We start from the raw sequence: 19770 nt of genomic DNA on the forward strand, positions 1-19770 counted from the left end.
ATACATAGCGCCCCGTAGCCTTATCTGACGGCCGTCCTACTATACCAGGGAATAGGATCATAGGATTCACGGCATCGGTGCGTCCAATTGGCCCGAATGAGCGCGATGGTCGTGCTATGTTGTCCCAGTTGATCTCCCAAAACCACCGGTTCACCAAAACTTGCGAAGCCTGAACCCGAATTCAGCCCAACATCTGATGGCCAAGACCGTTCAAAATTTCGAATATGGGGGATTTTCGGACGGGCACTAATTATTCGGGCAAGCACTAGCTAACGTGTCCGTACGGAGGGCAGGTGAGGAAGTTGCTCAATTCGGGGTCAGTGAATCGGAGCGTGCCAACATACGGAGACATACCCGTTGGATCTGAGATAACAACAGTAAAGGCGAAGGTACCTTGAATTGTGACTGTGGTCTCATGTGTATCCTCTTTTGAAGTCAGTAGAGGATCCAGAGAGGACAAATAACATCACGACCAGTACAATTTCGTTCACGCAAAAAGCTAACTCTCATCATTTTCGTCACCTACATGGGTGGCTTGTGAACAGAATTACAGAGAACTGCACACAGACTATACAAATGATTTGTGGAAGGTGCAAGACTTTACGAACACTTACAAAAAAGAGGAGGCAAAGCAAGAGGGGAAATTTCAGAACCGATGTTGAAATGACTGTTCCCAATCCTGAGGTAGTTCTGATCACTTCAACTATTCAGGCAAAGCAAATGCCAGGTACGCATCCCCCGATTTTGTCCCCATCTTGCCACCACCCGCGGCGATGACCACGTATTGCTTCCCACTAACCACATACGTTGCCGGTGTTGCGTAACCTCCCGCAGGAAGTTGGGTTTCCCATAACAGCTCTCCGGTGTCTTTGTTGAATGCTCGGAACCGTTCGTCCTGGGTTGCAGCAATAAAAATCAAGCCACCTGAAGTAATTACCGGGCCACCATAATTTTCCGTCCCGGTTTGCTGGATGCCTTTGGCCGTCAATTCGGGAAATTCTCCAAGTGGGATCGACCAGTCAATCGTACCCGCATTCAGATTGACTGCGTTCAATGTCCCCCACGGCGGTTTGACTGCCGGATAACCGTCCTGATCAAAAAACCGGTTGTAGCCAGTGTGTCCGTATGGAGAGCCGGCGAAGAAATTACTCAGCTGAGGATCCGTGACTTGGATCGTGTCGCTTGGGGTATCATCTGCTTCACCAAATAAAAAATCCGTAATTGCAGACACTTCGTCTGATTTGAGAAAGCCAAACGAAGGCATAAATCCGATTCCTTGCGCGATCTGGTTGTTTACGTCATCTTTTGTCATTCGGGACTCCAGATTCGTCAACGTTGGCATCTCGCCACCGCTGGATCCCTCCAATTCGGTTCCATGGCAGCCAGCGCAGTAGCGTGCATATAAACCCGCACCCGTAGCGGCGTTGTCCGGATTGAGTGGAACCATTGTCAGGATCCACGGCATTTCGTTGCTGTTGACGTAGAGCATTCCAGTGGTCGGATCATATCCGGCACCACCCCATTCTGCCCCGCCATCGAATCCTGGGTAGATAATCGTCCCCTCTACGCTTGGAGGTACAAACTGTCCGTTCGAGCGAACCTGACGAAAACGCTCCAGCACATAGTCGTGAGATTCCTGCGAGATGTCCGTGATATCCTCTTCATCAAACCGCTGACGTGCAAATGGAGGGGGTTTTAATGGAATTGGTTGGGTTGGCCACGCCTCTTCACCATAGAGATCTGAGGGTGGGAATTCTTGTTCTTCAACCGGAAAGAGAGGGACCCCCGTTTCCCGATCCAGAAGGAAGACATGTCCGCTTTTCGTGACCTGTGCGACGGCATCAATACTGCGCCCTTCATGCGTAACGGTAACTAAATTAGGAGCAGCGGGCAGGTCACGATCCCAAATATCATGGTGTACTGTCTGAAAATGCCATTTACGTTCGCCCGTCATTGCATCCAAAGCCAGGACGGAATTCGCAAAAAGATTTTCTCCAATACGATTACCGCCCCAAAAATCAAAAGCTGCTGATCCAGTAGGTAGAAAGACTGTTCCCCGTTCTTTGTCTAGGCTCAATCCACTCCATGCATTCGCCCCCCCACTGTACAAGTATGCCTCTGCTGGCCATGTGTCATATCCAAACTCCTCTGGGTGCGGGATGGTGCGGAAGGTCCAAACCACATCTCCCGTTCGTACATCATATGCCCGAATATGGCCGGGTGCAGAGCGGATTCCCTCTGACAGGGAGGTCCCCTGAATCAATAGATGTCGGTAAATAATCCCAGGAGTGCGCGCGGATACGGCCAAGCCTGTCACATCACGTCCAAGATCTTTGCGTAAACCAACCGACCCAGCTTCGCCAAATGTTAGAATTGGCTCTCCGGTAAGTGCGTTCAATGCGAATATTCTGGATCCGGCGGAATAGAGAATGCGGGACTCATGTTGGTCACTGCCTTCCCAATAGGTCACACCTCGGTTAATCCCGGGACCCTCTGCTACTGCGCCCGCATCAAACGGATCAAAACGCCAGATTTCCTCTCCAGTTGCCGCATTCAAAGCGAATGTCTTCAATCCTGGTGAAGTGGCATATAGGATTGAGTCTACGACAATGGGGTTGCATTGTATTTGAGTACGGCCTGTGCTGTCGGCGTCACCCGAGTTGTAGACCCAGGCCAACGCGAGTTCAGCCACATTGTCCTGATTGATCTGATCAAGGGTAGAGTAGTGACTACTCGTGGCATCACCTAGATATACTGACCAGTCCCTATAAGAATCTTCGCTATCCGTAGGGTTTTGATTGGAAGCGCAACCACATAAAGCGATGACTAAAAAGCAGATGCTGATGCGCCACATTGACTCAATCGGTTTAGTTTTAGGCTGTTCCTTTCCAAGGCTAGGACTGACGATTGGTTTGTGCAATGAACTCAAGCGGATTGGGCTTCATGACTTGTTGGAAAGAGAAGGGTTCTAAGATATGCTTCAATCTCCGCAATGGAACGGAATACAGCGTGTGCGCCGGCGTCCTGCAGGGCTTGGTGGGGGAATGTGGTCGTGAGTCCCAGGACATGGCAACCCGCTCGCAGTCCACTGAGGATTCCGTATTTCGAATCCTCAATCACAATACATTCCTCGGCAGGCGCGTCCAAACGAGCAGCAGTGATCAGATATGGTTGTGGATCCGGCTTTGGCAGGTGAACATCTTCAATCGTTGTGACTGACGAAAAATAGGGAGCTAGTCCAAACTTTGTAAATGCTCGTTCCTGATCAGTTTTTGTGGCAGAAGTTACCAAGCCCAGGGGCATACTCTGCTCATGCAGGAGCTGAACAAGACTCAGAGCACCCGGCATCAGTTGGAGTTCGTCCGACAGGCTTGCGAAAGCTTCATGTTTTGCTTTAACAAGATTTTCAACTGTGGTAGACCCGGTGCCAAAATGTTCGGCAATGAATTCATAGACCCGATCTTCTGTCCATCCCTTGAATAGGGGGTTCACGGTCTTGGGGACATCTAGGCCAAACTGCTTACATACAATGTCCTGCGCTTTTTCATGCAAGTATTCGGAATCAACAATGACTCCGTCCATGTCAAACAATATGGCCGAGGGAGCTACAATAGCCTATTTACCTCCTGGCATGATAGATACGGGCGGCGAAATGGTCGCCGCCAATTGTTTTATGGCCGAAAGCCCTGCACACTCCTAAGGCAGAATCACGGCTATCCGAATTGCAATCAATCTCAGAGGATCGCACCCTCAGTAAGCAGTGGGATCCGTAATAAGTACCCATCTGCAGTGATATACAGGACCTTCCCGTCATCTCCAAAGGCGCAGTTGGCTGTTGCCTGAGTTGTATTGATTGTACCAAGATGAACTCCCTCTGGGTTGAACACCAAGACTCCACCTGGTCCTGTTGCGAATAGATTCCCAGCTAAGTCTACTTTTAAGCCATCAGGTAAACCAGAAAGTCCATCTTCGACAAGACTGGTCGCGTCAAAAAAGACTCGTCCATTTTCGATTCCGCCATCTGGCAAGACGTCGTACGCCATCCAGATCGCATTTTCTGGATCTGAATTTGCGACATAAAGCGTTTTCTCATCCGGCGAAAAGGCTAATCCGTTTGGCCGGCTAAGCCCTGCTTCAAGAAGTGTGACAGTTCCATCTGATGTAGCACTAAATACGCCGTGAAAATCTAATTCTTTGGATGGATCTTCCATCCGAAGCTCAAGTCCATAGGGTGGGTCGGTAAAGTAGAGCATCCCGTTTGAGTGGTAGACCAAATCGTTCGGGCTGTTGTAACGAGCCCCTTCATAGCGGTCTACAACCGTATCGTACATCGGCTCAGGGTCCGAAAGAGGTGTACCCAACCGTGCAATACGGCGATCACCATGTTGGGTGATTATCAGATTTCCGTCAGAATCCAGAGTGAGCCCATTTGATCCAAGAGAGCCTCCTCTTTCTTCGGGACCGGTATAGCCAGACGGTTCAAGGAATATGCGGGCATCATTGCCCTCACTCCAGTGATAGATTTGATTCGTCGGTACATCGGAGAAGAGTAAAAACTCCCCATCACTAACCCAAACCGGTCCCTCTGACCAGACGAACCCCTCAGCTAGAACCTCTAATTGTGCATCTGCAGAGACTAAATCGGTCAGGGTTTCGTCAAGCACCTCAACCGATCCGATCAGTTCTTGGCTTGAGGCATTCGAGACGATGCATATCGTCAAAAGTAGTGGCGTCCAAAATAGGTAACGCATTGGAGTAGAGATTGATTTAGTTTGATCCTGTCGTATCGCTTGGAGAGAGGAAAAAGCCAAAGGACCCAGGGATACCCTGGTTCGCTTCATCGGCTAACTCTTCGGCAGTCCAAGCCTGTGTTCTGTCACTCGTAGCCTTTCGTACGAGCATGACTTCATTTTCAGTAACTGCAGAGGCATCATTGTCCCATGTAGTGCGAATATAGGTGAGTAGAGCGGCCATTTCCTGATCACCTAGAAATGTTTTCCATGGCGGCATTGCTCCACTGTAAACCGTATTTCCTACCTGCATCTCTCCCATGACACCGTCCAGAACAATTCGTATGAGACGTCCTTTATCACCGGTCACCCAATCAATTTCATTCAGCGGGGGAAAGACTCCGGTAATGCCTTCACCATCTGCTTGATGGCAGGAGCCGCATCGCGTTAAGTAAAGTGCTTCTCCATCTGCAGATGCAGTCTGAGCTATCGTGCTACTGGGTAGCGCAAGCCAAAGCATGATTGCGAGCATGCCAGACATACAGCCTATCGGTGCTGGTCGGAAAACCATCGAATTCAAGCTTCTATTTTCAGTATTCCGAGTGAGTTGGGGACCTTCATTAACTAGTACCACGGCGTATAGTTGATCTTCTGATACCCTTGCCGAACTGTAATTTGAGCTTCAAAGCAATCATATAGATGGCTCTTAATCCGCAAATAGGCGAACAAAAGCACGAGATTCTCTCAAATCTGATCTAGTTCTCTGATTGATCCTGTGGTGCGGAAGAATTTTGGATCCAACGATACCTCGTCACTTTCGCATCAGGTCCAGCATCCCAGAAACCGTCAAATTCGGCCACATAAATGCTCCCATCTGGTCCAATCTCCATGGAAATGGGGGCGGTATCCTTAAGTGTATCAAACATCCTGATGTTGACCAACCGCTTTGCTGGGATTTGAATATCTGGAACGTTCTGGCGCACATCTTCTTCCTGATCACTCTCAAATGTCCCATCCACGAGTTCCCCATACTTAATCCAGCGTCTTGCCCAGTCAAACACAAAGATCTGATTGTTCAGGACCGCGCCAAATGTATACTCGCCGTCAGAGCGATAAATCGGCCCAACTGTAGCCGAACGTCCCCCGTGCTCATAATCGTACTCCCAGAATGGGGGGACATAATCAGGTATCAACTCCGGGGTCCACTCATTATAGAACAACTTCCCGAGAGTTCGAGGCCATCCGAAGTTCTCACCACCGTTTAGGGAGATATTGTACTCGTCGTAATCAAAGGAAGCATCTGGTCCTACGACACCGATATAGAGCGCATTGGTGTGAGGATCTACTTTAAATCGATATGGATTGCGAAGGCCATAGGCATAGATTTCCCAGCGTACCCCGGGCTCACCAAAAAACGGATTGTCATGTGGGATTGTGCCATCCCGATTAATTCGGAGAATCTTCCCTCGCAGGTCCTGCAAATTTTGTGCAGAGCGTTCCGAATCGACGATACGTGCCCAATGATAGTCCTTGAGAGCATGCGTGTTCATAAATGCAGACAATTGCTCTTTGGACATCTTCCATCCTGGGCGTACTTCAGACATTCCTGTATCACCGGTTGAAAGATAGAGCGTCGAATCGGGGCCCCATTCAATATCACCTGCCTGGTGACAGCACTGAGGTTCGGTAGGAACCCGAAGGAGGACATGCTCGGATTCAAGATCGAGGGCTCCATCCGCATGGGTAAACCGTGAAAGCGTATTAATGAAAGTATGCGGTTCCGTGTAGTAAAGGTAGATGTATGGTGAGCCTTCATAAAACTCAGGATCTACTTCAATTCCAAACAGGCCGTGTTCTACGTTCGTTGGGTCTGTGGTCTGTAAGTGTGCAATCTGTGTTACTTCGCCCGTCTCCGCATCGTAGTGATGAATCTTTCCACGCAGTTCGGCAATCCAGACATCCCCTTGGTCGTCCACAGCGATATCATCTGGCCAGACATTATCTGCAATCACCTCTTTGACTCGATGCCCGGAAAAATCTGTTTCCGTACGGCCAGCAGCCATGCGCAAACCCTGTACAACGTGTTCTAGAAACGCTGGCGTCTTCCATGTATCTGCAAAATGTCCGAGTGCTGTTACAAACACCCGCCCATTGTTATGGGTACGTATCCAGCTCAGGGGGTAGTCATTCCGTTCTGGTCCTGCCACGGATTCGGTCAGTTCAACGGTCTCTGTATCCAACGAAAGTAAAACCTTAGAATTCCAACGGGGGTTGATGTCCAGTACATAGATTTCTTCATGAACCCAAAAATCATCACTCAGATGACGTGTTGCTGGAGTATCTGAGTTTTCTACAGAAACGCGAACGCTGTGCGTCCACGGATGGCTGTCAAAAAGCCCACCGCCTACCATCTCTCGATATTCCTCGGAATGATAAAGTGCATCAAGTCCTGCATGGGCAACGGCGACTCCCTTACCTTGCTCAAGAAATGCCAGAATAGCGTCAACGTGATCTGGATCTAATGTCTCTCCCTCAAATTCTGGTTCATCTCCTTGGGCACTGGAGCCAGAAAAGGGCATCGCACCGAACCCACCTGTGATCGTCCCCTGGATATCGTCACCTTCAATGATTCCTGCCGTAGAGAAATCGCCAAATTCGGGGATGTTAAAGTGGAATCGAACAGAATCTTCACGTAGCTCCAAGTCGTGGATTGGCACCTCTCCTTCTGGAAAGACAAAGACGCTTGAACTTCCTTGAAGGGTCAGCAGGGCATCCATCGGGGCTTGTGGGGTTGTGATCGTGACCGCGTAGCTTACCGGTGGAGGCTCACTCTCGGTGCCAACAACTGGGATTTGCATTTCTCCCAGGATCATCATCCCATGTAGTGAATCTCCCTCAATTCCGAGCCGCATACGTCCGATACCCATTCCACCCGTATCCCATGAAAACCCCAGAGAATCAGTATCCAGCCGGATACTCATCAAGGATGCGGGCTCAGGAAATAGGTTGAATTTCACCGTCCCTGTAAGCGAGTCAGGAGTTTCACTGATAGCAACCTTTCCCTCGATTCTGTTGTCTGGGACCATCATTTTGACATCGTAATTGGCCAATGTCCCTTCTAACATCTCCTCTGCGGGTTCTGGAGTGGGGGCTCCTTCAGGGCGGGGGAGCCGCAGGGTTGAATTCGCCAGAAAAAGGACATCATAATCAGCAAGGCTCTCTGGATTCAACATACTGACATCTTCTGTCGTATCCACACGAAGTTCGGTCGTTTGACTCAGTGCCATCATGGCTTCTTTCTGCGCCTCAATTGCAGCTCCATGCCGAAATCCATGCGTCGTGGTCAGCATGAGCACGCGGATTTCCTCGAGTGCTTCAGAGGTCGCCATCATCTCAGCAAGAGATCCATAAACATCTTCCTGGATGGGGCGAATCCGTACATTTTTGAAAGCTACACGTGAACTATCGTCATGATTCTGGAATCCAATAAAGCCCTCTCGGCCCCGATTGCCCATGTAATCATTGACCTTCACACCGTTATGCCATACTTCATATCTCTGTCCGGTGACACGAATACGAAAGTCATTCCACATTCCAACGGGGTGCGGATTTGAACGAAATGGCTTGCTGATTGCAAAAATGCTGCCAGTTTTGTGGTCGGGATCCCGGCTGTCATCAATCTGAATTTCATACCCTTCGTTGACTGCAACCCATGGATCATCGGTTTCGGGAAATCTCACAAACACACCACTATTTGCGGTATACTTGTTCGTCATCCACTCAAGCTCTAATTCGAAATCACGGAATGACTTATCCTTGTAATAGAAGAGGCCCATTCCACCTCTGCTAAGCATAGACCCGTCCGCTTCCAGTGTAAATTCTCCAGGCCCTGCCTGATACCACCCTTCAAGCGTCGAGCCATCAAAGAGAGTTTGCCACTGTGCCTGGACCGGCAAAACATCTCCCAGTGCAATCAGGAGCCCAATACATGTCGCGCATAGAATGCCCGTAACTCTGCTTTTCATAGTCTCTAGTTATCAATAATTCCCAAATATCCTGCGTGTTGAATCGCCGTATCAATTCCGCCCTCCATCATGACTGGCGCCACGCTCCCATCTCCATTCTCATCTTGTCCCGTCCTGCATTTCTCTAATAGGTTTACCAGTGCACTTGCATGCTCACGAGCCATGCCAAGATTACCGTGATAGTCTGTCTTGAGGATATTGATTGCCTGAGCATAGGCTTCCAAGAGCCAACCGGTATCTGCACTTGTATTCCAGAAGCGGGAGGGGGCATCCCAGACATGAGTGAGATCAATGCGTGGCTGGCGCTCTCCTTTAGTTACGCCATCGCTGAGACGCATCCATCCAATGACATTGCTCAGGGAAGCCATGACATGATCTACGTGTGCCTCATTTTTTGAATTGGAAAGCAACTCAATGACCGCACGCCCTCGTCCCATCATTCCGAGTTCTTTGGGATCTGCGACCAGTGGTGGATCGGAGCCGTGACGCTCGGAATGCGCTTCATCAAATTCAGTCCCATCGGTTTGCCATCTTGTTTTCCAGCCGTGGACTGCAGCACCGCCAGTTTGAGTGAGTAAACCGGAAGGCGATCCCCAGACTGTCTCTGCGATTATTTCGGCCTGGGCTTTGATCTCTTGAATTTCAGTAGCCTCCAAGGCGATTTGACTGGCTGCATGCGCTCGCATCAGCAGGTCATCAATATCCAACAGGTAAGCACCGGCCTGATCTTGTGCATGAGTAAGTAATGGCACTGTGACGATGAGTATGCAGCACAGTCTGCGTATGGCGTGAATCATGAGTGGGGGGAACTTAAATGTCGCTCCAGTTCAACTAGAATGTTATTCATAAAGATCGGTATTATCCGTCGAGGCTAATTTGACTAGGAATGTGCCTAGTTTTTGAGCCAGCGCATCAAGAAATCGCTTTCCTCGGCTACTTGACGCTCCACGGGGATCTCCAACACCCGTATCGTCCGTCACCTTGCTCCAGCGCCGCTCTGCCCAGGCCCATCCTTCATGGAATTCAGGGATTTTCCATGAACGGACATTCCCATCTCCTGCCTCATCAAGCGGGAGGACAAGTTCGGGAGCGATCTCAAGCATGAGGCTTGTTTCAAGTTCTCCTGCATGATCGCCGGGGTTATTGAAGTAGTGTGCTGTATCAAGAGCCTTAAACCAGTTTATTTCACAGATAAAGAGCTTTGGATAATGAAATCCCACTTCCCGAACCATCTGGCGAAAATCATTTCCGCCATGTCCGTTCAGAATCACAAGTTTTGGAATCTCTTGTTGTTCAAGAACACGGGCGATATCTCCCATTAATGCCAACTGTGTGCTGGGCATCATATTCAAGTCCAGCTTTATATCCGATTGCCCTGTGTTGACTCCGAAAGGGACAGTTGGCAATGCAACGACCCGTGCACCCTGCTCCCACGCAAACGCACAGGAATCTGCTGCAATTCGGTCCAGTTGCATATTATCCGTGCCGTAGGGGAGGTGGGTATTATGTGCTTCCGTAGCTCCCCAGGGGAGTACAGCAACCTGGAAGTTGGTCTCCTTGACTGATTTCCAATTGGTTTCTTGAAGCACGTATGGTCGGGCACTCACGCTACTGGGTCACAATCAAGACTAAATCGTACTCATGGTCAAGGATTTGAATGGGGCCTTGATAATAGGGGACAATCAACCGCCCTTTACTGTCACGGGATAGTTCTGTGGAGTTAAACGTGAGATAACCACTATCATTGGTGCCTCGGAACGTGTAATCCTGCATAATCCGATTAGACGTTACACTTCTCTCCAATTCGTATCGACGCACCTCATCAAAATCCTGCCCCACACGCAGGGAAACGTTTGTGATTTCGTAGCTACGTCGGATACGAACGGTAGCGGGTGTAGTCCCTTGCTGAGATCCCTCTACAAAGACCCATGCCCGTTTCACCTGAACAGGTCCAGAAGAGGTTGAATCCTTGGGAGCCCGAGAGGTAACCGTTACTCCCAAGGGAGTCGTTATACAGCCCCAGAGCAGCACTGCCAGAAGTATAATCAGAATTGAGTAGTGCCTCATCATTATGCCAGCGACCTGAAGTAGAAATATACGATAGGGCAGGCGATAATGCACGAGTGATTAAACCTGTTTGCAGTGATCGTCAAATGAGTACGCCAACGAAGGTATGAAGCACGAGTGAACTCGTCCATGGAGCATACAATCGATTTTTCAAAATCGGAATCCAGCCAATACCTTTGGTTCCGACGTGGAAGGGACATCGCATCCCACCCGATAACATATAACCAGTACAGCGCCTTAGCGTCTAACATATGTTTTACCAGGCTCACTCGATTAGGCTATATGTTACGGCTTACCCGCATCTACGATCAGCACGAAAATCACGTAGAGGCAAGGTCCTATATATTCACGGGAAAACCGCGCATTAGCATCTCCAGAGTAGTGAGAGGGTCGCGGAACGATGACCGCAGCAGCCATCAAGGTCGTTACTGTATCTCACGAATCACGCCCGTATTGGGAAACCAAAAATCCTACAAGACATATGTTCAGGTCAAGGGCTGGTTATTATCATATGTGATGGGTTAGCTTGGAGCAGGTAAGATCCTCCATTATCTTCGTGTAGACGGATGTTCTTTATCAGTGACCTACCTGCTTTATTCCACCGAGATTTATCTTTTTGACTATTCAATTTGGTTTTCTGCTCGGATTAACGCAATTTGGGAAGAATTTAAACCGTAAATACGAATGACTCGTGTAATTTGGGCCTCCATTGTCGCTGCGCTCGGCGGCTTGTTATTTGGTTTTGACACAGCTGTAATCTCAGGAGCGGAGGGTGCTCTTCGAGATTTATATGACCCGACGTACCAACATCTAAGCTCCATTTTTGGCACACCTGCCTTCTGGCATGGTGCACTAGTCGCCAGTGCACTGATAGGAACGATCATCGGATCCCTTGCCTTTGCGAAGCCTGCTGATCGTTATGGACGCCGCCTGATGTTGATGGTCATGGGGCTTCTCTATTTGGTGTCGGCACTCGGGAGTGCTGTGGCGTGGAATGCGGAATCGTTTACGCTCTTTCGCCTGATCGGTGGACTAGGTGTTGGTGGGGCATCAGTAGTTGCCCCCATGTATGTAGCCGAAATTGCTCCGGCCCATATGCGGGGGCGACTCGTGGCGATGGTGCAGCTTAATATCGTCCTGGGTATCCTGGTTGCATATCTATCTAATTTCATTATTGCTTCATTTGAATTGGGGAACGCTGAGTGGCGCTGGATGTTTGGAGTAGAAGCCGTCCCTGCACTTGCATTCACGCTGCTGCTCTTCACTAACCCCAGAAGTCCGAGATGGCTCGTGGCACAGGGACGCGATGATGAAGCGGAGGGCGTGTTACTGGATATAGGAGGAAGTGGGTTTGATGTTACGAAAGAACTCAGTGCAATCCGCTCGTCGCTTGTAGAAGCACGTGACCATTTGACGGAAAAATTTTTTCAGCGAAAGTACCTCAAGCCCATCCTTCTTGCGGTAGCCATCGCTGCATTCAACCAGCTTTCTGGAATCAATGCGCTCATTTACTACACCCGCAGGATCTTTGAAATGGCTGGGGCATCGGGTACGTCCGCACTTTTGCAATCTGTGATTATCGGCGGGGTCAATCTGATTGTGACGGCCGCTGCTCTTATGGTCATTGACAAGCTTGGACGCAAGAAGCTCATGCTCACAGGGTCTATCGGATATATCCTAAGCCTGGGAGCGACTGCCGTTGCCTTCTACACTGATACGACGGGCCCTGTCGTATTGGCAAGTCTCATCGTTTTCATCGCATCGCATGCATTTGGGCAGGGTGCCGTGATTTGGGTATTCATTGGTGAAATATTCCCGAACAGCATCCGGGCTCGCGGACAAAGTCTCGGCAGCTTTGTACACTGGATTATGGCCGCAATCATCTCTCTGACGTTCCCGATGATTGCAGAAGTTTCAGGCGCAAATATTTTTGCATTTTACGCACTGTGCATGGTCGGGCAACTGTTGTGGGTCATTTTTGTAATGCCTGAGACAAAGGGGATTCCACTCGAAGAGATAAATAAGAAGTTGGGAATCAAGTAGCCTCGAATGCTGTCGCTATTCGACTTTATTGTAATTGCCGTCTACCTTGTTGGCATCGCGATTCTGGGTATCCGGCTGGGTGGGCGCCAGCGGTCAACGGACGACTACTTTTTGGGAGGACGAGATCTCCCTTGGTGGGCAGTCTGTTTTTCAGTGGTAGCAACTGAAACCAGTACATTAACTATCATTGGTGTTCCTGCCGTTGCCTATGGAGGGACCATGACGTTTCTCCAACTCACAGGTGGATATCTTGTCGGACGTATTGTAGTCAGCCTGCTTTTTCTGCCGCGGTACTTTAAGGGGGAAATGAATACGGCCTATGCCTACCTAGGTAAACGCTTTGGGGATCGTATGCGCTCAACAGCATCGGTCACCTTCATGGTTACGAGGCTATTGGCAGATGGCGTGCGGTTATTTGCAACGGCCATCCCGATCAAGGTGATTGCAGATTCTGCTGGAATGAGCTTTATGGGAGCACCGATCTCATATGGCCAGATCATCCTTCTACTTGGTGTTATCACGGCCATTTATACTATGGTGGGGGGCATTCGGGCCGTGATCTGGATTGATGTGGTACAAATGGCTCTCTACCTTTTGGGAGGGCTGCTCTGTGCGATTCTCCTGGTCAATGGTTTACCAGAAGGCTGGTTTCAAATGGCCGCACAGGAGGGCAAGTTCACTGTCATTGATCTGGGACTGGGAGGCTCGTTTACCGATTGGATTACCCAGCCATATGTTGTTTTGACTGCCGTGATCGGGGGAGGTATATTTTCGATGGCATCCCATGGTACGGATCAGCTCATCGTTCAACGGTTACTCACCTGCAGAAACCTCAAAGACAGCCAGCGGGCGTTGGTCGGGAGCGCAGTGTTAGTTGCCCTGCAGTTTGCGCTTTTCCTGATTGTAGGTGTACTACTTTGGATTCATTATGGCGGAGTAAGTCCCCAGGAATTGGGATTAAGCCGTGGAGATGAGGTGTTTCCACGTTATATCATTGAAGGACTGCCTGCGGGGATATCGGGATTACTTCTAGCTGGAATTTTGGCTGCAGCGATGAGTACGCTATCCTCTTCACTGAATTCGCTGGCTTCATCGTCCATGCTGGATCTCATTGAACGATTTGTCACGAAGTCGATCAGCGAAGCTCGAAGATTATTGTTCTCAAGAGCGTTGACCCTGTTTTGGGCTGGCCTGTTTATTGTGTTCGCAAGTTTGTTTGAGAATACCGAGAATCCTGTCGTTGAACTTGGTCTAGCCATTGCTTCGTTCACATATGGCGGGCTTCTGGGAGGATTCCTTCTTGGAATTATTGTCAAAGAAGCACGGGAATGGGATGCTGTGATTGCATTCTCTCTCACGATTGTAACCATGATACTGGTTATTTTTGGGGTATGGCATAGCCCGGAACAGGGATGGATCTTTGTTTTTAATCCAACAGATTCAATGATTGAGGCCTCAGGGCTACGCCAAATCGCCTGGCCATGGTACACACTGATTGGAAGCGTGTTGTGCATATTTGTAGGATTCCTCCTATCACTACGTAATAAATACACGAATCACGGACCGTCATGAGCGTATCGCAGAAATTTGATATTCGGCGTCCTATCACGGCCCTCCGAAACCTCGGTAGCATAAAGATTGGCCTGTTCGTGGTACTGGTTGTCTTGACCACGCTAGCATTTAAGCAGGGAATTCGAACCGAAACTTCATTTTCGGTAGGAGATCGGTGGCAGAAAGAAACCTTGGTTGCTGAGTCCGAATTTCCTATCTATAAGTCCACGGACTCATTGCAGGCGGAGAGGCAGCGTGTACGGGATTCGGTTGAACCGATATTTTATATCTTCCCAGATGCCAGACAGCAAACACGCGTGGCAGTCGATTCGATTTCGGCATTGCTGGACGTTGCTTTTGACGCGTATACAGATTATCTGGTGGGGGCGAGGAGAGATACGATTGCAGCTGGAAACGATCCGGCATTGGTAAGCTTCTCGGAGAGCACGATTGAGGACTCTCTCCGGTTCATGGAGTTACGTCTTCAGGTCCCCATTCGGCTAAGCGATCCGGCATGGCGTCTACTGGGATGGGATTCTGCGTTACGTAGTCCAGATATGCCAACGGCGACCAGATTTGCTCCGGTAAACCCGCCTCTTTTCGAGCGTATCCTGAACGCAATTGCAAGTCGGAGCCAGCGGTTACAACTTCAAGGAGCTCTTGATGTCCCAATAGATTCGATTCGTGCGCCGTATTTAACCGTACGGGATACGCTTGAACAGACGTTTAGTCGAAGACCCACAACAGAGGTGGTAGGTCAGAATTCAGCCCGCGAGCGCATTCAAGTATGGCTTGAAGAAACGGTACTCCCGGAAGGTTCTCCACTCACCTCTGCCGCAATTGCTCAATTTATTGAATCCGTCTTCACTCCTTCATTGATCTATCAATCCACCCCTACTGAATTGAGGAGAACAGAAGCGGAGGCTCAAATTATCCCTGTACGTGGCATGGTCGCAGAAGGGGAGGAAATTGTACGCAATGGGGAGCTCATCACCGCAGAGATCAAACAAAAACTGGATTCTCTGGAACGGGAACGCGGTAGCGAATTACCGGAACGCCAAGAGCGATTACAGTTTATTGGACAAATATTGTTGGCGCTAACCATGATCGGGATTTTTGCACTCTTCTTGAGAAATGCCCGACCGAGTATCTACTCCAGCAATAAATCCATGATTCTCCTGTCTCTGCTTTATGCCGGCACCGTGATCTCGTTTGCCGCGGTGATTCGGCTTGCACCGCCGGAATTCATGTACGCAGTGCCGGTTGTGATTGTATCGGTGCTTCTAACGGTAATTTTTGACTCGCGTCTGGCGCTATTGGGCACACTCGCTCTGGCGATCGTCGGAGGGTTTTTATTGCATTCGGACTTTACCTACACCTGGGCAACACTTATCGGGGGAGCGTTTGCAGCATTCAGTGCTAGGAGCTTGCGTAATCGGGGACAGCTTTTCCTTACAGCCGCCTTTGCGTTTGGTGGGTATGCACTTGCTTTTGTTACGGTATGGCTCTACGAAGGGATTGTCTGGTCATCAATTTGGGAGCATCTTTTGTTTGCGGGGATTGGCTCATTTTTGCTGGTTACGGCCTATCCTTTCGTTTGGGTACTCGAACGCATATTTGATATTACTACCGACCTACGCCTGCTGGAGCTTTCCGATACGAATCATCCTCTGCTTCGGGAGTTAATGCAACGGGCTCCTGGTACGCTCAATCACTCCATTCAAGTGTCCAGCCTTGCGGGATCCGTAGCCGATGCAGTAGGCGCCAATACGCTCCTCACACGAGTTGGCGCACTGTATCATGATGTGGGTAAGCTTTCTTCTCCAGAATACTTCATTGAGAATCAGGCAGGTGGCGTTAATCCCCATGATAATTTACAACCGGAAGAAAGTGCCCAAATTATCATCAGTCATGTGACCAAGGGTACCGAACTGGGAGAGCGCTATGGCTTGCCCTCTAAAGTATTACATCTTATTGCTTCGCACCACGGCACTACGCGGACCGAGTATTTTTTTCAGAGAGCAGTCGAACAGAGCAAAGCCAGTGGAACTGCTTTAGAGGAGTCTGTATTTAGGTACCCGGGACCGCGCCCGCAATCGAAGGAAGCTGGTATCCTGTTGTTAACCGATACCGTAGAGGCGGCAAGTCGTACAATGCAGGATGTAACCGCCGAAAAATTTCAGGAATTGGTTGACCGTCTGGTCACCCATAAGGTCGCCAGTGGTCAATTGGATGAGACTGGCCTGACATTCCGGGATATCCCTCTTATCAAAAAGGTATTACAGGATCAGCTTATGGCCATCCACCATGTGCGTGTCAGCTATCCTGAGATGACCAACTCGTAAAACCGGCCGTGATTTCCCTGAGTCCTGATCAAGCTATATTTCAGGCAAAAAGCATCTGGGAACGGGAAGATCTGCTACGGTTCGCAGTCCTGATGGAGCATTGAGTACCTGCGGGATTGCATTTACCAGAGCTGCAACTGTCGCCGTGTCTCCAAAAATACCGCCCTCTACCACTAGGTTAATCGGAGGGTCTCCATCTACGATCACCCGATCTTCCGGCTGATCTGCCCCGACATACATGCGTAGGTCCAGCGATACGGCGACATTGCCATTTCTGAGTGCTTGAGCGGTGTGCTTAATCCCTGCGACTCTGCCAAGTTGCACGGTAAGATAGGGGGTTTTGACTTTTCTCTCGGAAATCACCGGTTCGAGATTTTCCGTAAATCCTTCAATTGGCCAACCAAGGCCATGCATCACCAGCCGCAGGGATTCGACCAGGCCAATATGCCCGAACCCACATTTTTCCTGGCGTTCCCGAAATTCGTCAACTGTGATTCCAGCCCCTACCTTATTCTGAAGAGATTGACGCCTTAAACCAGCATCCACACGCCGATTTACGGTCACAGAACGAACACGAGTACAAACACCGGTCGCAACAAGGGCAAGCACATCCATGGCATACCCGGGATTTACGCCGGTACCAAGAATAGTGACTCCACGCTCCTTGGCATGAAGATCTAACCTCTGAGTGATTTCTGGATGTCTGGCAAAGGGGTAGGGGAGTTCTTCAGTACTGGAAACGATTGATGCACCATGTCGAATGCATTGAAGCAACTGCTGCTCCACCTGAGGCATAAATGAACTCGTGGTGTGAATAACGACATCGGGTTGGGTTTCCGCAAGGACGTTCTCCGCGTCTGGTGATATGATAGTATCAGAGGGAGCATTGACCAGTGATCCCAGGGTCTTGTTTGCTTTCTGGGGATCAATGTCAATTGCACCTACCAACTCCAATTGACCCGCCTTTGCTTTTTCCAGGATTAGTTTAGCGGCTCCCTGGCCGATGGGACCTAATCCGTACTGAACAACTCGGATGGGGCGATCTTCACCGATACTCATGAATTTTCCGGCTGATTGAATGGATATCCAAAGTGGACCGGGGGATTGAAGGTCTCTTTAATGGTACGAACCGAAACCCAGCGCATCAGATTCTGAGGTGCCCCTGCTTTATCGTTGGTACCGGATGCCCGTGCTCCACCGAATGGCTGTTGACCTACGATCGCCCCTGTTGGCTTATCATTGATATAAAAATTCCCCGCCGCATTACACAGTGCGTTGTTTGCTTGCACAATGACGTGCCGATCCCGGGCAAAGACGGCACCGGTCAGCGCATAGGGTGAAGTCTGATTGACAAGTTCAAGGGTTTCTGCAAAAGCACTGTCCTCGTAGACATAAATGGTCACAACGGGTCCGAAAATCTCTTCGCACATCGTTCGGTAATGAGGATCGGTCACGACGATGACAGTCGGTTCAATGAAATATCCTTCTTCATCACTATACTGGCCACCGGCAATGATTTCTACATCAGCAGAAGTTTTTGCATGCTCAATGTAGCTTGTGATGTTTTGATAGGACTTTCGGTCAATGACGGCATTGACAAAGTTCGAGAAATCTTCAACTGATCCCATCTTGACTTCGTCCAATTGCCCAATTAAGCTCTCTCGGGTCGCATTCCATTGGGATTTAGGCAAGTAGACGCGCGAGGCTGCCGAGCATTTTTGTCCTTGATACTCAAACGCTCCGCGCACGATTGCTGTCGCGACCACATCTGGGTCTGCGGACGCATGAGCTACAATGAAATCCTTTCCGCCGGTTTCTCCGACAATACGGGGATAGGTATCATAGTTTGCAATGTTGGCTCCAATTGTCCGCCACATATGCTGAAACGTTCCGGTCGAGCCGGTAAAATGAAGTCCAGCAAAGCTTGGAGATGCGAATACTGGATCTCCGATCATTGCGCCGGAACCGGGCACCATGTTTATCACACCTGGAGGTAAGCCAGCCTCTTCAAGCAATTTATAGGTGAAGTACGCCGAATAGACTGAGGTGGATGCCGGCTTCCACACGACCGTATTTCCCATGAGTGCTGGAGCGGTGGGCAGGTTCCCAGCAATGGCTGTAAAGTTGAATGGAGTCACGGCAAATACAAACCCTTCAAGGGGTCGGTACTCCAGCCGATTCCATACCCCTGGGGCGGAATAGGGCTGCTCTTCATAGATCTCAGATGCATATTCGACATTGAATCGAATAAAGTCAATGAGCTCGCATGCCGCATCAATCTCGGCCTGATATGCATTCTTGCTTTGCCCAAGCATTGTAGAGGCATTGAGTGTATCTCTCCACGGGCCAGCTAGCAGTTCCGCTGCTTTGAGGAAGATGCTTGCCCGATCGATAAAGTCCATTTCTGACCATTCTTTCCTGGCTTCAAGTGCCGAGTTAATGGCCTGGTTGACCTCCTTGCTCCCACATCTATGAACTGTGCCAAGAAGGTGGTTTAATTCGTGGGGAGGTCTGACTTCTCCAATATCCCCGGTATGAACGGCAGTTCCGTCAATAAACGCCGGGATTTCCACTTCACTTTGCTTGAGTTCGTGTAGCTTAGCCTGAAGGGATGCGCGTTCAGGAGAACCAGGAGCATAGTCTAATACTGGTTCATTAATTGCTGCGGGTATAGCGGGTCTACTATTGCTCATCTGCAGAATTGATTTTAGCCGAGTTTTGGTGGAGAATGGGGAATCGCCCTTATACTCCTCAGGTTCCAGAATTTTTCAATTTTCTCCGGGCACGTGATGATTATTTTCTTGCTGAGGTTCAGGGCCATCCAAGTTTTATAATTTGCACGATACATCTGGACTCCAATGGATGTATCGCCATACACTGAACCTCCTCTGAGAAGTATAGCCTCAAGAGCTTATGAAAATGTACTGCTCAGCGTAATTGTGGGTTATACTTTCCATTCAGGGAGTATTTTCTGTTGGCTCTCCTAGGTACTTATGAATCTCTTGACAA

The 19770-nt window shown here is 49.5% G+C and carries 13 protein-coding genes; 3 read left to right on the forward strand and 10 right to left on the reverse strand.

The genetic code is table 11. The features are described 5' to 3' along the window. Window positions 1-703 precede the first annotated feature (703 nt). From F4Y64_00885 to F4Y64_00920, 8 genes are all read right to left on the reverse strand, one after another. Entirely contained in the window at window positions 704-2854 is a 2151-nt protein-coding gene (locus tag F4Y64_00885) for a PQQ-binding-like beta-propeller repeat protein (GenBank protein MXX96157.1), read from the reverse strand. 71 nt (window positions 2855-2925) lie between these two features. Further along, entirely contained in the window at window positions 2926-3582 is a 657-nt protein-coding gene (locus tag F4Y64_00890) for an HAD family phosphatase (GenBank protein ID MXX96158.1), read from the reverse strand. A 152-nt stretch (window positions 3583-3734) separates the two neighbouring features. Then, a complete protein-coding gene (locus F4Y64_00895; GenBank protein MXX96159.1) occupies window positions 3735-4751 on the reverse strand; it encodes an SMP-30/gluconolactonase/LRE family protein in 1017 nt (338 codons plus the stop codon). 16 nt (window positions 4752-4767) lie between these two features. Continuing rightward, window positions 4768-5301, reverse strand: a complete 534-nt coding sequence (locus tag F4Y64_00900; GenBank protein ID MXX96160.1) for a cytochrome c — start codon at window positions 5299-5301, stop codon at window positions 4768-4770. A 184-nt stretch (window positions 5302-5485) separates the two neighbouring features. Beyond that, window positions 5486-8755, reverse strand: coding sequence for a DUF1080 domain-containing protein (locus tag F4Y64_00905; protein ID MXX96161.1), 3270 nt, complete (start codon window positions 8753-8755; stop codon window positions 5486-5488). 5 nt (window positions 8756-8760) lie between these two features. After that, complete coding sequence (locus tag F4Y64_00910; GenBank protein MXX96162.1) at window positions 8761-9552, reverse strand: hypothetical protein; 792 nt, start codon at window positions 9550-9552, stop codon at window positions 8761-8763. Between the two features lie 42 nt (window positions 9553-9594). Then, on the reverse strand, window positions 9595-10362 hold the full coding sequence (locus F4Y64_00915; protein ID MXX96163.1) for a creatininase family protein: 768 nt from the start codon (window positions 10360-10362) through the stop codon (window positions 9595-9597). 1 nt (window position 10363) lies between these two features. Further along, complete coding sequence (locus tag F4Y64_00920) at window positions 10364-10825, reverse strand: hypothetical protein (GenBank protein ID MXX96164.1); 462 nt, start codon at window positions 10823-10825, stop codon at window positions 10364-10366. Between the two features lie 681 nt (window positions 10826-11506). Between F4Y64_00920 and F4Y64_00925 the strand changes: the two genes are divergently transcribed. Genes F4Y64_00925 through F4Y64_00935 form a run of 3 tightly spaced genes read left to right on the forward strand, consistent with a single transcriptional unit; the run spans window position 11507 to window position 16761 of the window. After that, window positions 11507-12865: a sugar porter family MFS transporter gene (locus F4Y64_00925; protein MXX96165.1), complete on the forward strand. Its 1359-nt coding sequence runs from the start codon at window positions 11507-11509 to the stop codon at window positions 12863-12865. A gap of 6 nt (window positions 12866-12871) precedes the next feature. After that, on the forward strand, window positions 12872-14437 hold the full coding sequence (locus F4Y64_00930) for a sodium/solute symporter (GenBank protein MXX96166.1): 1566 nt from the start codon (window positions 12872-12874) through the stop codon (window positions 14435-14437). Then, window positions 14434-16761, forward strand: coding sequence for an HDIG domain-containing protein (locus tag F4Y64_00935; protein ID MXX96167.1), 2328 nt, complete (start codon window positions 14434-14436; stop codon window positions 16759-16761). Before F4Y64_00930 ends, F4Y64_00935 begins: the two co-directional genes overlap by 4 nt. Before the next feature lie 33 nt (window positions 16762-16794). Here F4Y64_00935 and F4Y64_00940 read toward each other — a convergent pair whose 3' ends face one another. Both F4Y64_00940 and pruA read right to left on the reverse strand, forming a co-directional pair. Further along, entirely contained in the window at window positions 16795-17820 is a 1026-nt protein-coding gene (locus F4Y64_00940; protein MXX96168.1) for a dihydrodipicolinate reductase, read from the reverse strand. Beyond that, a complete protein-coding gene (pruA, locus tag F4Y64_00945) occupies window positions 17817-19454 on the reverse strand; it encodes an L-glutamate gamma-semialdehyde dehydrogenase (protein ID MXX96169.1) in 1638 nt (545 codons plus the stop codon). Before pruA ends, F4Y64_00940 begins: the two co-directional genes overlap by 4 nt. Window positions 19455-19770 lie beyond the last annotated feature (316 nt).

It is taken from the genome of Rhodothermaceae bacterium (assembly GCA_009838195.1).
In the GTDB taxonomy this organism is placed as follows: Bacteria; Bacteroidota; Rhodothermia; order Rhodothermales; family Bin80; genus Bin80.